The sequence below is a fragment of the Burkholderia sp. AU33545 genome (genome assembly GCF_020419685.1).
In the GTDB taxonomy this organism is placed as follows: Bacteria; Pseudomonadota; Gammaproteobacteria; order Burkholderiales; family Burkholderiaceae; genus Burkholderia; species Burkholderia diffusa.
In genome coordinates, this window is the sequence record NZ_JAIZRQ010000005.1 from 24,980 (window position 1) to 38,780 (window position 13,801).

Consider the following 13,801-nt stretch of genomic DNA (forward strand, 5'->3'; position numbering starts at 1 on the left):
TGCACGTTGCGCACACGAGCCCCTGCGCGGCAATCCCGATTGCCCGCGCAGGGGCTTTTTGCTAAATAACGGCATGACCGATTCGTCCCGTCCGGCGCCTGCCGCGCCGCCACCCGTTCCCGAGCCGCTCGCGCGTGCCCATGCGCGCTATTGGCGTTTCAACGTCGTGTTGATCGTGGCACTGATGGCGATCGGCTTCACCGTTTCGTTCGTCGTGCCGTTCTTCGCGCCCGCGCTCGCAGGCATCCGCTTTGCCGGTTTCAGCCTGCCGTTCTATGTCGGCGCGCAGGGCGCGATTCTCGTGTATCTCGTGCTGATCGTCGTCTACATCGGCCTGATGCAGCGCGCGGACCGCCTGCTGCGGCGCGCGTACGACGAACATGCGGCGCACGCGGGCAATGCGCACCATGCCCGCTGATCCATGCTGACGCATCGACTGATTCGCGCGTACGCGCTTTACACCCTCGGCTTTCTCGGGTTCGTGCTGCTGCTGTGGCGGATCGAGCGCGCGACCGGTTCCGGCGTGTGGATCGGCTACGTGTTCCTGTTCGTGCCGATTGCCGTGTATGCGGTGATCGGGCTGCTGTCGCGCACGTCCGATCTCGTCGAATACTACGTGGCCGGGCGGCGCGTGCCGTCCGCGTTCAACGGGATGGCGACGGCGGCCGACTGGCTGTCGGCGGCGTCGTTCATCGGTCTGGCCGGCTCGCTCTACGCAACCGGCTACGATGCGCTCGCGTACGTGATGGGGTGGACCGGCGGGTTCTGCCTCGTCGCGTTCCTGCTCGCGCCATACGTGCGCAAGCTGGCGCGCTACACGATTCCCGATTTTCTCGGCACGCGCTTTTCCAGCACCGCCGTGCGCGCGCTCGCGGCCGGCGCCGCGATCCTGTGCTCGTTCGTCTATCTGGTCGCGCAGATCCAGGGGATCGGGCTGATCGCGACGCGCTTCATCGGCGTCGACTTCGCGATCGGGATCTTCTGCGGGCTCGCGGGCATTCTCGTGTGCTCGTTTCTCGGCGGGATGCGCGCGGTCACGTGGACGCAGGTCGCGCAGTACATCATCCTGATCAGCGCGATCCTGATTCCCGTGTCGCTGATCGCGATGAAGAACGGGCTCGGGCCGGTGCCGCAGTTCAATTACGGCAAGTTGATGGAACGCGTGGCGGCGCGCGAGGCGCAGGTGCGCGATGCCGCCCCGGAGCAGCAGGTGCGCGATGCGTATCGCCGGCAGGCCGCGGTCGTGCAGGCGCAGCTCGACCGCTTGCCTGCATCGTATGCGGACGCTCGCCAGCAACTCGTCGACCAGCTTGCGGATCTGCGGCGCCACAACGGGCCGCTGCGCGAGATCAACCAGCGCGAGCGCGAGCTGGCGGACTTTCCGCGCGACCCGACGGCGGCGCGCGTGACCTGGACCCAGACGCGCGACGATCTGCTGGCACGCGCCGAGCCACCCGTGCCGATGCACGAGCCGTTTCCCGCGGCGAACGACGACGACCGCAAGCCGCGCAAGCGGAATTTCCTCGCGTTGCTGTTGTGCCTGTCGCTCGGCACCGCGAGCCTGCCGCACATCCTCACGCGCTACAACACGACGACGTCGGTCGCATCGGCCCGGCGTTCGGTCGGCTGGACGTTGTTCTTCATCGCGCTGTTCTACCTGAGCGTGCCGGTGCTCGCGGTGATGATCAAGTACGAGATTCTCACCAGCCTCGTCGGGCGGCCGATCGCCGAACTGCCCGCGTGGGTCACGCAGTGGCATCACTTCGAACCGGACCTGATCAGCGTCGTCGAGGTGATTCGCGACGGCATCGTGCACTGGTCGGAGATCCAGATGCAGCCCGACATGGTCGTCCTGGCCGCGCCGGAGATCGCGGGGTTGCCGTATGTCGTGTCGGGGCTGATCGCGGCCGGTGCGCTGGCCGCGGCGCTGTCGACCGCGGACGGGTTGCTGCTGACGATCGCGAATGCGCTGTCGCACGACGTCTATTACTGCATGGTCGCGCCGGACGCGTCGAGGCAGCGGCGTGTGACGATCTCGAAGGTCTTGCTGCTTGGCGTCGCGTTGTTCGCGTCGTACGTCGCGTCGCTCAGTACGGGGAAGATTCTGTTTCTGGTCGGGGCGGCGTTTTCGCTCGCGGCGTCCAGTTTCTTTCCGGTGCTCGTGCTCGGAGTGTTCTGGAAACGCACGACGACGCGCGGCGCGATCGCCGGGATGCTGACGGGGCTCGCGGTGTGCGTGTACTACATCGTGTCGACGTATCCGTACTTCACGCAGCTGACGGGGTTCGCCGGGCGGACGTGGTTCGGGATCGAGCCGATCAGTTCGGGTGTGTTCGGCGTGCCGGCGGGGTTCGCGGTGGCGATCGTGATGAGTCTGCTCGATCGGCAGCCGGATGAATACACGAGGGCGCTGGTGGATTACATTCGGCATCCGTGATGCTGAGGCGCTGGACGCGGGACATCGCGGGGGGAAAAAGAAAAACCCGTTGATTCCTCGGGGGAATCAAGGGGCCTCATGTGCTTTTGCGGAGAGGGGACGTGTCAGGAATTTTGTGTGCTGAGGTCGGTTAAAGGATCTTAGCTGATGGCACTGTTTACTGGGGGCCGCTCAGACCAACGCTAGCACCAACGAAAAGAATTTGCTATCTGCGCATGTACGCACAGATAGTGAAATGTAGGCGGATAGCGAGGGGGCGACCGCACCGGACCAGTCCGATAGCCTGGCGAGCATGCAGAGTGGCGGTCGAACAATCCATGGTCGGGGAAGCGATGATGCTCAAACTGATGGCGGCAGGGATTACAACATGCGCAGCTGTGGCTGTGCTGGTAGCGAGTTCTTCTCAGGCTACACATGCCCAGCAAGGAACGTCAGACCCAATGCAAATGACTGGCAACCAGTTCGAGGCGCTATTCGCTGAGGCCCCATCGATGCGTGAGATAGCGCTTGCCACTATTGCGAAGCGCATCGGGGAAGAGGATCTGAAGAATCCCCGTCACTTCATTTGCTGGCCGCCAGGATCGACATATTTGCAGGCCGGGAAGGTGATCGGTTCCACCCTCACACAGTACCCGCAGGTTCTTAATATGCCTATTCACGACATCGCAGTCGCCGCTTTGCTGCACGCATTCGGCTGCCCGAGTTAGTAGAAGCGCGGGAGAGTGCTCGCGTAGCGCGTTGTTCACTGACAACACGCGCAGGACCTGATTTTAAACCGGGCGTTCCTGCCGTCTAACAGCGTGAAGATACCAGTTGGATAGAAACGAAAAACGGGCCGAGAGGCCCGTTTTTGCTAGTGTCCTGGCGGAGAGAGGGGGATTCGAACCCCCGATAGGCGATTAACCTATACACGCTTTCCAGGCGTGCGACTTAAACCACTCATCCATCTCTCCGGAAGACCGAGAGTATAGCAAACTCTGGCGGATGGTCGCCACCCCCTTGGGCGATCCGCCGAAATCGGCCGGAAAGCCGCCTTCCGCGGGTCGCGCGGCGGCCTGCTTCGTATCGAATCCGGCCGCGCAGAAGGGCCATGCTCCCAGTTACGCCCGTGCCCGGCCGCATGGCCGCGCGAGTCTGCTATCTTCCCGGGCATCTCATCGCTTTCCCGCCTCTCCATGACCGACCGCATCGTCGCCGCATTCGATTTCGACGGCACCATCACGACCACCGACAGCTTCCGTCATTTCGTCCGCTACGCGGTCGGCACGCCGCGATTCGCATGGGCCGGGCTGCGCGCGCTGCCGTGGATCGTCGCGATGAAGGCGGGACTGTTGTCGCGCGGCGATGCGAAGGCGAAGTTCGCGTGGTTTGCGCTCGGGCCGATCCGCGAGGACGCGCTCGACGTATTGGCGCGCAGCTTCGTCGACGGCTACCTGCCGAACCTCGTGCGTCCGGACATGCTGGAGCGGGTGCGCGAGCATCAGGCGCGCGGGCATGAAGTCGTGCTGGTGAGCGCATCGCCGTCGCTGTATCTGGAGAAGTGGGCGAAGACGGCCGGCATCGACACGGTGCTCGCGACGCGCCTCGCGTTCGAGCGCGGCACGTTCACCGGGCGGCTGAACGGAGAGAACTGCTGGGGCCCGCAGAAGGTCGTGCGCTTGCGCGGCTGGTGGGGCAATCGGCTGCCCGCGAAACTGTTCGCCTACGGCGACAGCCGCGGCGACAAGGAAATGGCCGAACTCGCGAACTGGGCGTGGATCCGCGGGCGGGGGCCGATGCCGCCGATCGGCGACTGACGGACTAACGGGACCAGCGCGGCGAGCAACGCCGCGAACTGCCCGCTGCCGTCAAGCGTCGGCCCGCCGCGTGCCGCGCACACCGCGAACCGGACGATACGCACCCCAGCGATTCGAGCGCTTGAACGTGCCGACGTCGTTGAACCGCACGCCGACTTCACGCAGTGCTTTGTGCGCGGTGCGTGCGGTCAGCTGCCGGATGTAGAACGGATCGCGCACCACGAAGTGATGGATCGCATGCGTGCTGCCGAAGTTGAAGCAGAACAGCTGGAACGGCAGCATCCACCACGGGTTGAGCACCTGAGTCTGCTGGATCACGTTGCGCGAATCGATGTCGCCGAAGTAATGCATGTTCGAGCTGACGAAGTTGATGCAGAAGCTGCGCACGAAGTTCGGCCCGAGCCACACGACCGCGAGGAAATCGACGACGTGCATCACGCGCTCGACGACGGTCGGCACGGTCACCGCATAGCCGAACGCATGCAGCGCGAACAGGCCGGCGTGATAGACGATGAACGCGTGCCACAGCGCGTAGTACGCGTGACCGATCGGCATGTAGGACGACACCTGCTCGATGCGCAATTGCGCGCGTTCGGCCGCATCCTGCACCGGTTGCGCGGCCACGTACTGCCTGACCTTGCGGCGCATCGCCGCCGGCCGCAGCACGACGGCGAGCATCCCGTCCGCGATCATCAGCAGCCGCTTCACGCCCCAGTGTTCGCCGTTGGTGATGCCGAATTCCTCGAGATCCGATTCGCCGCCCGACACCTTGTGGTGATGCAGGTGCATGCGCCGGCGCGTCCACGGGTTGATCGTGCCCGGCCGCGTGAGCCAGCACAGCGCCATCATCAGGTGATAGGCCCACGGTGTCTTCTTGAAGTACATCAGGTGGATCAGGTCGTGCTCGAGTTCGTGGATCAGCGATGTGACGAACGCGACGAGCGGCAGCGCGACGTACCACGCGATCGCGCCGCGCGCATACAGCCAGGCGATCGCGAGCATCGCGCTCACCGACACGGCCATCACGGTCGCGCCGACGAGGTTCTGGTTGTCGAGCAGCGGAAAGCGCGCGCGGATCGCGTCGCTCGCGGCGTTGACCTCGCGGCGGACGTACGCGACCTTGTCGGCGTCGTGACGAAAGACGGTTCGTGCAGATTGGCTCATCGACCGGAATCCGAGCAGAGAGAGTGGGGCGCAATGCCGATGTGACAAGCATAGGTGCGCCTCGTGGCGCACGCGAGGGCCGCCGGTGCCAATGATGGTGTCATTTCGGGCCACGTTGATCCGCGCGCCGGCCTGCGATGCAGCGTCATGCGGCTAGAGTGCCGACGTGGTGTCATTGCGGGCCAGCGACGCTACAATCCGCCGAAAACCGCTCCGGAGTCCGCCGTATGGCCCTGTCCGTCCCGGATGCCGCGCGCCAGCTGAACAAGGCGACGGTATCGTCCGCGTATGCGCTGTTCATGCTGATGCTCGCCGAGGAGCGCGGCATCGATGGCGGCCGAATTCTCGCCGGGTCGGGTGTCGAGCGCGACCGGCTCGCCCAGCCCGACGCGCGCATCACGCCGCTGCAGCAGGCGGCGATCGTGTTCAACCTGCTCGAGGCGACGGACGATCCGTCGATCGCGATCGAGATCGGCCTGCGCAGCAGTCTCACGAAATCCGGCCTGATCGGCTTCGGGCTGATGAGTTGCGCGACGCTCGGCGAGGCGATCGCGCTCGGTATCCGCTACCTGCCGACGCGCGTGCCGTTCTTTTCGGTGCGGCTCGCGCAGCTCGACGGGATTGTCGACATCGACGTGCTCGAGGCATTTCCGCTTGGCCGGCTGCGCCAGTTCGCGGTGGAGAACTTCCTGGTCGAGACGGCGATCCTGTTCAACTCGCTGCTCGATCCCGCGCCCGGCCGCACGCTGCGGTCGCGCGCGGAGCTGCATTTCGAATGGCCCGAACCGCCGTGGTTCGAGCGCTATCGCGAGCGGCTGCCGCGCTGTCATTTCGACGCGAGCGCGAACCGCATCCGCTGCGACGCGGCGCTGCTCGACGAGCCGATCGGCACCGCGAACGCGCAGACCGCGCAGATGATCGTCCAGCAATGCGAGGCCGAGCTCGCGCGGCTCGGCTATGCGGAAAGCATCGTCGAGCGCGTGCGCAACCTGCTGATCTGCGGCGACGGCGGTTATCCGTCGGTGGACGACGTCGCGCGCGAGCTGCACGTGTCGGCGCGCACGCTGAAACGCAAGCTCGCGGAATTCGGCGCGACCTACTCCGCGCTACTCGACGAGATCCGGCTGCGCGATGCGCTCAGGTTGCTCGAGGGCACACGCCTGCCGGTCGACGAGATCGCGGCGCGGGTTGGCTATACCGACCGCGCCAATTTCACGCGTGCATTCAAGCGCTGGACCGGCGTCGCGCCGAGCGAGCGGCGCTGACGGCGCGGCGGGCGGCGCGGCCGGTGTCGGTGGCGCGCCCTGGATCGATCAATCGACCATGCGATCCAGCGATCAATCGGCCCGTCAGACGATCGCAACCCAGTTCGCCCCGCGACCGCCCGGCACGCGTGCGTGCAACGACAGCGTGCCGTCGCTTGGCTCGACCGCATAGACCGACACGTATTCCGATTGCTCGCCGCATGCGACGAGCCAGCGTCCCGACGGATCGATCGCGAAGCCGCGCGGCTGCGTTTCGGTGGCCGTCGCATGAGCGGGTTCGAAGGTGCCGTCCGCATGCTGGCGATAGCAAAGCAATTGGCTCGACGTGCGTTCGCTGACATACACGAAGCGCTCGTCGGGCGTCAGGTGGAGATCGGCGGCCCACACGGCGGGTTCGGTCGGCGCGGGTGGGCGCGCATGGCCTTGCGCGAGGTCGATGACGGCCGGGTGACGCGCGCTGACTTGTGCGTTGCCGAGGCGGCCGCTGTCGACGTCGCGCGAGAAGGTCGCGAGCGTGGCCTGGAATTCGCTGACCGCGACGAGCGTGTGGCCGTCGCGCGCGAAGCGCAGGTGACGCGGCCCGAAGCCGCCCGGCACGCGCGTTTCGCCATGCTCGACCGCGCGCAGGCCGCCTGCATCCTCGACCAGCGCGAACGTGAAGATCCGGTCCGAGCCGAGCGAGCTCACGTACGCGAATCGATTGTCCGGCGACACGACGACGGCATGCGCGTTCGCGATGCCGTGCGCGACCTGCAGCGGCGCGCCGTCGCCGTCGCGCACGCGCGCGGCGTCGTAGAGGCTCAGCGAGTTGCCGCCGTACGACGCGCCGAGCAGCCAGCGGCCGCTGCGATCGAGCGACAGGTACGCGTGGCTCGCGTCGATCGCGGTTGCGCCGATGCGGGCGAGCGCGCCGGTGCCGGCTGCGATGCGGAATGCGACGATCGTCGGCTCTGCGCCGCGCGTCGCGACGTACAGCCGCCCGCGATCGGGCTGCACGGCGACCGGCATCGCGACGTCGCCGGCCGGGTAGCGGGCGAGCGGGGCGAGCGCGCCGTCGGAGGTGAGCGAGAACGTGGCGAGGTCGCCGTCGACGGCATTCGAGACGACGACGGTCAGGCGGTCAGTGTTCGGCATGGCGGAGCAGTGCGGTGTTCGTGAAGGACTCGTCGGCCGGCAGGCCCTTCGGCGGATCGCTGCGCCGGTGCGTGCGGGCGAACAGCGCGGCGACCGCGGCGACGAGGGATGCGATCGCGAGCGCATACAGGCCGCCCGTGATCGAACCCGTATGTTGCTTCAGATAGCCGAAGGCCGTCGGCGCGACGAAGCCGCCGAGGTTGCCGATCGAGTTGATCAGCGCGATCACGGCCGCGGCCACGCGCGTGTCGAGGTAGCCCTGCGGGATCGGCCAGAACAGCGACGACGCGGCCTTGAAGCCGAGTGCGGCGAAGCAGATCGACGCGAACGACCAGACGGGATCGTGCGACGTCGACGCGAACAGCCCGCACGCGGCGAGCACGAGCGCGAACGACAGCCAGCGCTGCGGATGTTTCCACTTCGCGGACAGCACCGCAAAGGCGTACATCGCGCCGATCGCGATCATCCACGGAATCGTGTTGTAGAGGCCGACCTGGAAGTCGGTGAGGCCGCCCATCTTGCGGATGATGGTCGGCAGCCAGAAGGTGGCCGCGTAGATCGTGAGCTGGATCGCGAAATACAGGAAGCAGAACAGCATGATCTGCGGGTCGCGCAGCAGCGTGGCGGCCGATACGTGCACCTTCGAGCGCACGTCGCGGGTCGCGCGTTCTTCATCGAGCGCGTTCTGGAGCGCCGCGCGTTCGTCGGCGGTGAGCCACGTCGCGTCGCGGATGTGCGACTTCAGAAGCAGCCAGCTCGCGCCGCACAGCGCGACCGAGAACATCCCTTCGATCAGGAACATCCACTGCCAGCCTTGCAGGCCGAAGCCGTGGATCGACAGCAGCGCGCCGGTCACGGGCCCGGACAGCACCGACGCGAACGCGGAGCCGCCGAGGAAGATCGCCATCGCCTTGCCGCGCTCCTGCGGCGGCAGCCATTGCGACAGGTACAGCACGACGCCGGGGAAGAAGCCGGCCTCGGCTGCGCCGAGCAGGAAGCGCAGCACGTAGAACGACGTGTCGTTCCAGACAAACGCCATCGCGGCGGCGACGATGCCCCACGTCGCCATGATTCGCGCGAGCCAGATGCGTGCGCCGTAGCGCTGCATCAGCAGGTTGGACGGCACTTCGAACAGCGCGTAGCCGACGAAGAACAGGCCGGCACCGAGTCCGTACGCCGCCGCGCCGATACCGATCGACGCTTCGAGGTGGCGATCGACGAAGCCGACGTTGACGCGGTCGATGTAGTTCGCGATGAACATGATCAGCACGAGCGGCAGCACGTGCCATTTCACTTTCGAGACGGCGGACGCGAGCGGGTCGCGGCCGGGCAGGGCAGGCGTGGTCAATGGAGTCTCCGGTCGGGCGGCGGACGGGGCGGCGGCCCGCGTCGGCGTCGGGTGGTGAGCTAAGTAGTATGTTGTCGTACAACATGGTACGCCTCAGATTCCGGCATGACGTCGCGGGTTTACCCGAAATTCGGCCAAATAATGAGGCATCGCAGCGGGAGATCACTAGGCGCTATCACGTCTGATGACGTATGACGTGATTCGACCTGACAGCAACCGTATCCTCGGCGGCCCGCTCTGCGCTGCGATGGGCGTCGCCCCCGGGTGGGCGCCGCCCGCTACGCCATCGACACGACGCTGTTCAGCAGCATCTTCACGAGCACGGCCTGGCGCGTTGCGCCCGTCTTCGCGAAGATGCCGCGCAGGTGTGCGCGGGCGGTGTTCTTCGTGATGCCGGTGGCGGCGGCCGCTTCGTCGAGCGTCAGGCCGTCGACGAGCAGCAGTGCGATCTCGGTTTCCATCGGCGTGAGGCGAAACAGCCGGTGCAGCATGTCGCGCGAGGTCTGCGGCGACGACGCCGGATCGCGGACGAACACCGCGACGGCCGGCCGGTGCTGGCGGTCCTCCGCGCCGTGATAGGGCGCGAGCGGGCGCAGCAGCACGTTCAACGGCATCGCGCCGCCGGGGCGCGACAGCGTGGTGGCCTCGATGCGCCCCAGCGCGCCCGCGCGGAAATGCTCGAGCGTGGCCTGCAACGCCTTCTGCAGCCGGCGCTCGTCGAGCGGGCACGACGCATGGAGCCGCTCCTGGCGCAGGCACAGGCCGTCCTGCTGCGCGAGCAGCCGTTCGGCGATGCGGTTGTGCTTGATCACGCGGCCATCCTCGTCGAGGATCGCGGTGCCGACGTCGAGCCGGTCGACGGTGCCCGCGTACAGTGCGCGCTCGGCGTCGAGCACGTCGAGCGCCGCATGCAGCTCGACCGCGCGCTGCAGGTGGGGCAACAGCGTCGCGACCTGCGCGCGTTCGGCCGCGTCGAAGTCGCGGGCATGATGCGCGCGGCTCACGAAGAACGCGCACTCGACGCCGCGCTCGCCGCGCAGGTTCGCGCCGAGGATGAAGCGCAGGTCGAGGGGCTGCAGGTACTGCCGGTAGAAATCGTGCGCGCACCAGCGGGCGGCGCCGAACAGTCCGTCTGCCGTGAACACCTGGCCGGGTGGCTGGTCGAGAAACGGGCACAGCGCATAGAACTGCTCGCTGTACGACGGCTCGCCGGGCAGCAGCGGGCCGTCGGCCGACGCGTTGATGATGAGCCCGCGCCGCGAGCCGCCGGGGTTGCGCAGCACGAGCGTCGTGAAGCGCGCGTCGAGCCGCACGCGGATCGCTTCGAGAAAGCGCGCCCACGGCGTCGTTTCGGACAGGCCCTGATAGACGAGCCCGAGCCACGCGCTGAGTTCGCGGGCCGTCCACGCGGCGTCGTCGAAACCGTCGTGCGCGGCCGTGTCGTCGGGCGCCAGCGCGATCCGCATGCTCGTGTTCTCCTGGGGCGGGGTGAATGCGTCCGAACGAGCATACCGGCCGGCCGGCGGCCCGCGTCATCCGAACGGAGTAGACGACGCGGGCAGTGCCCGTGCGACGCGGCCGGCGAGGGTCAGGCGACGCGCTCGCGCAGCAGGTACGCGACGATGCGATCGGCCGCCGCTTCCGGCGACTCGGCCACCGTGTCGATGCGCAGTTCCGGCTGCGCGGGCGGCTCGTACGGCGAGTCGATGCCCGTGAAGTGCTTCAGTTCGCCCTTGCGCGCCTTCTTGTACAACCCCTTAGGATCGCGTTCCTCGGCCACCGCGAGCGGCGTGTCGACGAACACTTCGACGAACTCGTCGGGGCCGGCCAGCGCACGCGCCATGTCGCGTTCCGCGCGGAACGGCGAGATGAACGATACGAGCGTGATGAGCCCGGCATCGAGCATCAGTCGCGCGACTTCGGCCACGCGCCGGATGTTCTCCACGCGATCGGCCTCGGTGAAGCCGAGATCGCGGTTGAGCCCGTGCCGCACGTTGTCGCCGTCGAGCAGGTACGTATGCTTGCCGAGCGCATGCAGCCGCTGCTCGACGAGGTTCGCGATCGTCGACTTGCCCGCGCCGGACAACCCGGTCAGCCACACGATGCGCGGCGTCTGCGCCTTCTGCGCCGCGCGCGCGTCACGGTCGACGTCGACGGCCTGCCAGTGCACGTTGTGCGCGCGGCGCAACGCGAAGTGCAGCATCCCGGCGCCGACCGTGTCGTTGGTGAAGCGGTCGATCACGATGAAGCCGCCGGTATGACGATTCTGGTCGTACGGATCGAACGCGACGGGCCGGTCGAAGCTCAGGTTGCACACGCCGATCTCGTTCAGCGCGAGCGTGCGCGCGGCGAGATGCTCGCGCGTGTTCACGTCGATCTTGTACTTCGGCGTCGCGCAGGTCGCGCCGACCGTCTGCGTGCCCAGCTTCACGAGATACGGCCGGCCCGGCAGCAGCGGTTCGTCGTGCATCCACACGAGCGTCGCCTCGAACTGATCGGCCACCTCCGGCGGCGCGTCGGCGTGCGCGATCATGTCGCCGCGGCTGATGTCGATTTCGTCGGCGAGCGTGAGCGTCACCGCTTCGCCGGCGCGCGCGACTTGGGCTTCGCCTGCCGGCGTGATCATCGACGCGATGCGGCTTTCCTTGCCGGACGGCAGCACGCGCACGCGTTCGCCGACGCGCACTTCGCCGGACGCGATGCTGCCGGCATAGCCGCGGAAGTTCAGATGCGGGCGGTTGACCCATTGCACGGGCAGGCGGAACGGTTCGTCGCGCGTCACGCGCGCGACGAGCGGCAGCGTGTCGAGATGCTGCATCAGCGGCGGGCCCGCGTACCACGGCATGCGCGGGCTCGACGCGATCACGTTGTCGCCGCGCAGTGCGGACATCGGAATGCTGACGATCTCCTGGAGGCCGAGCTCGACCGCGAACGCGCGATAGTCGGCGTCGATGCGCTCGAACACCGCTCGGTCGTAGTCGACCAGATCCATCTTGTTGATCGCGAGCACGACGCGCCTGATGCCGATCAGCGCGACGAGATGGCTGTGGCGGCGTGTCTGCGTGAGCACGCCCTTGCGCGCGTCGATCAGGATCACCGCGAGATCGGCAGTCGATGCGCCGGTGATCATGTTGCGCGTGAACTGCTCGTGGCCGGGCGTATCGGCGACGATGAACTTGCGTCGCGCGGTCGCGAAGAAGCGGTACGCGACGTCGATCGTGATCCCCTGTTCGCGTTCGGCCGACAGGCCGTCGACGAGCAGCGCGAAATCGAGGTCGCCGCCTTGCGTGCCGACCTTCTTCGAATCGGCTTCGAGCTGGGTCAGCTGATCGTCGAACAGCATGTTCGATTCGTAGAGCATGCGGCCGATCAGCGTGCTCTTGCCGTCGTCGACGCTGCCGCACGTGATGAAGCGCAGCAGGTCCTTCGTCTGCCCATCGTCGGCGTGCATACCGGGTGCCTCGGGTGCGGTGAGAACGTGTGCCATCAGAAATATCCCTCCTGTTTCTTCTTTTCCATCGAGCCGGCCGAATCGCTGTCGATCAGCCGTCCCTGGCGCTCGGACGTGCGCGTGTCGCGCATCTCCTGCAGGATGTCGTCGAGCGAGCTCGCGTCGCTGTCGATCGCGCCCGTCAGCGGATAGCAGCCGAGCGTGCGAAAGCGCACCTTGCGCATCTGCGGCACTTCGCCGTCGCGCAGCGGCAGCCGTTCGTCGTCGACCATGATCAGCGCGCCGTCGCGCTCGACCACGGGCCGCTCCTTCGCGTAGTAGAGCGGAACGATCGGAATGTCGTGCAGCCGGATGTATTGCCAGATATCGAGCTCGGTCCAGTTGGAGATCGGAAATACGCGCAGGCTTTCACCCTTGCGCTTGCGCGCGTTGTACAGCGACCAGAGTTCGGGCCGCTGGCGCTTCGGATCCCAGCGGTGCTGCGTCGAACGCAGCGACACGATGCGCTCCTTCGCGCGCGATTTCTCCTCGTCGCGGCGCGCGCCGCCGAACGCGGCGTCGAAGCCGTAGTGGTCGAGCGCCTGCTTGAGCCCTTGCGTCTTCCACACGTCGGTGTGAACGGCCGAGCCGTGCGTGAACGGATTGATGTCGTTCGCCACGCCGTCGGGGTTCACGTGGACGCGCAGGTCGAGGCCGAGGCGCTCGGCCGTCTCGTCGCGAAACGCGATCATCTCGCGGAACTTCCACGTCGTATCGACGTGCAGCAGCGGAAAGGGCGGCTTCGCCGGGTAGAACGCCTTCATTGCGAGATGCAGCATGACCGAGCTGTCCTTGCCGATCGAATAGAGCATCACCGGGTTTTCGCTTTCCGCGACCACCTCGCGCATGATGTGGATGCTCTCGGCCTCCAGTCGCTCCAAGTGGGTCAACATCGTTCGTCTCCTTGTTGCATGCCGGCGCCGCGCGACATGTGCGGCGTTTCGTGCATGACGCCAACGGTATCGAGCGAGGGCGGTGCCGTTCTTCGTCCGGGTGGACTAGGGCCTGTTCCGGCCAACAACGGGCTTGCGCCAGCCCCACGAATTTTCTTGTTCGGGGGAGCGTGCGTTATCGGCCGGAACAGGCCAGCCCCGGCACGGCGGCGCAGCGGATCTTTCCTTAGTCCACCCGGACGAAGTGGCGCGTGGAGCGCTCGCTTAAGGTGAG

Annotated in this window: 11 protein-coding genes and 1 tRNA gene; 5 read left to right on the forward strand and 7 right to left on the reverse strand. The window is 66.8% G+C overall.

Translation table 11 applies throughout. From position 1 onward, the window contains the following. Positions 1-73: 73 nt before the first annotated feature. The 3 genes from LGM71_RS17570 to LGM71_RS17580 all read left to right on the forward strand — a co-directional run bounded on the left by LGM71_RS17570 (position 74) and on the right by LGM71_RS17580 (position 3,144). On the forward strand, positions 74-418 hold the full coding sequence (locus LGM71_RS17570) for a DUF4212 domain-containing protein (RefSeq protein ID WP_226115571.1): 345 nt from the start codon (positions 74-76) through the stop codon (positions 416-418). Positions 419-421: 3 nt separating this feature from the next. Continuing rightward, positions 422-2,437: a sodium:solute symporter family protein gene (locus LGM71_RS17575; RefSeq protein ID WP_226115573.1), complete on the forward strand. Its 2,016-nt coding sequence runs from the start codon at positions 422-424 to the stop codon at positions 2,435-2,437. Positions 2,438-2,769: 332 nt separating this feature from the next. Further along, complete coding sequence (locus LGM71_RS17580; RefSeq protein WP_226115575.1) at positions 2,770-3,144, forward strand: hypothetical protein; 375 nt, start codon at positions 2,770-2,772, stop codon at positions 3,142-3,144. A 155-nt stretch (positions 3,145-3,299) separates the two neighbouring features. On the opposite strand, the gene LGM71_RS17585 is transcribed toward LGM71_RS17580, so the two are convergent. Next, positions 3,300-3,390: transfer RNA gene (locus LGM71_RS17585), tRNA-Ser, on the reverse strand. A 222-nt stretch (positions 3,391-3,612) separates the two neighbouring features. Between LGM71_RS17585 and LGM71_RS17590 the strand changes: the two genes are divergently transcribed. Then, complete coding sequence (locus LGM71_RS17590; RefSeq protein WP_124629712.1) at positions 3,613-4,233, forward strand: HAD family hydrolase; 621 nt, start codon at positions 3,613-3,615, stop codon at positions 4,231-4,233. Between the two features lie 51 nt (positions 4,234-4,284). On the opposite strand, the gene LGM71_RS17595 is transcribed toward LGM71_RS17590, so the two are convergent. Beyond that, positions 4,285-5,397 carry a fatty acid desaturase gene (locus tag LGM71_RS17595; RefSeq protein ID WP_226115576.1) on the reverse strand — a complete coding sequence of 371 codons (1,113 nt, stop codon included), beginning with the start codon at positions 5,395-5,397 and terminating at the stop codon, positions 4,285-4,287. Positions 5,398-5,624: 227 nt separating this feature from the next. Here LGM71_RS17595 and LGM71_RS17600 point away from each other — a divergent pair, with 227 nt between their 5' ends. Continuing rightward, positions 5,625-6,662: an AraC family transcriptional regulator gene (locus LGM71_RS17600; RefSeq protein ID WP_226115577.1), complete on the forward strand. Its 1,038-nt coding sequence runs from the start codon at positions 5,625-5,627 to the stop codon at positions 6,660-6,662. A gap of 84 nt (positions 6,663-6,746) precedes the next feature. Here the strand turns inward: LGM71_RS17600 and LGM71_RS17605 are convergent, their stop codons facing one another. From LGM71_RS17605 to cysD, 5 genes are all read right to left on the reverse strand, one after another. Continuing rightward, a complete protein-coding gene (locus tag LGM71_RS17605; protein ID WP_226115578.1) occupies positions 6,747-7,796 on the reverse strand; it encodes a lactonase family protein in 1,050 nt (349 codons plus the stop codon). Continuing rightward, the gene (locus LGM71_RS17610; protein WP_151050699.1) at positions 7,783-9,144 is read right to left on the reverse strand and encodes an MFS transporter; all 1,362 of its coding nucleotides are present in this window, start codon (positions 9,142-9,144) and stop codon (positions 7,783-7,785) included. Before LGM71_RS17610 ends, LGM71_RS17605 begins: the two co-directional genes overlap by 14 nt. 278 nt (positions 9,145-9,422) lie before the next feature. Next, a complete protein-coding gene (locus LGM71_RS17615) occupies positions 9,423-10,610 on the reverse strand; it encodes a helix-turn-helix transcriptional regulator (protein ID WP_059599047.1) in 1,188 nt (395 codons plus the stop codon). A 122-nt stretch (positions 10,611-10,732) separates the two neighbouring features. Beyond that, positions 10,733-12,631 (reverse strand): sulfate adenylyltransferase subunit CysN, encoded by a 1,899-nt coding sequence (cysN, locus tag LGM71_RS17620; protein ID WP_226115579.1) that lies wholly within the window; start codon positions 12,629-12,631, stop codon positions 10,733-10,735. After that, positions 12,631-13,527, reverse strand: coding sequence for a sulfate adenylyltransferase subunit CysD (gene cysD / locus LGM71_RS17625; protein ID WP_059599049.1), 897 nt, complete (start codon positions 13,525-13,527; stop codon positions 12,631-12,633). Before cysD ends, cysN begins: the two co-directional genes overlap by 1 nt. Positions 13,528-13,801: the final 274 nt, after the last annotated feature.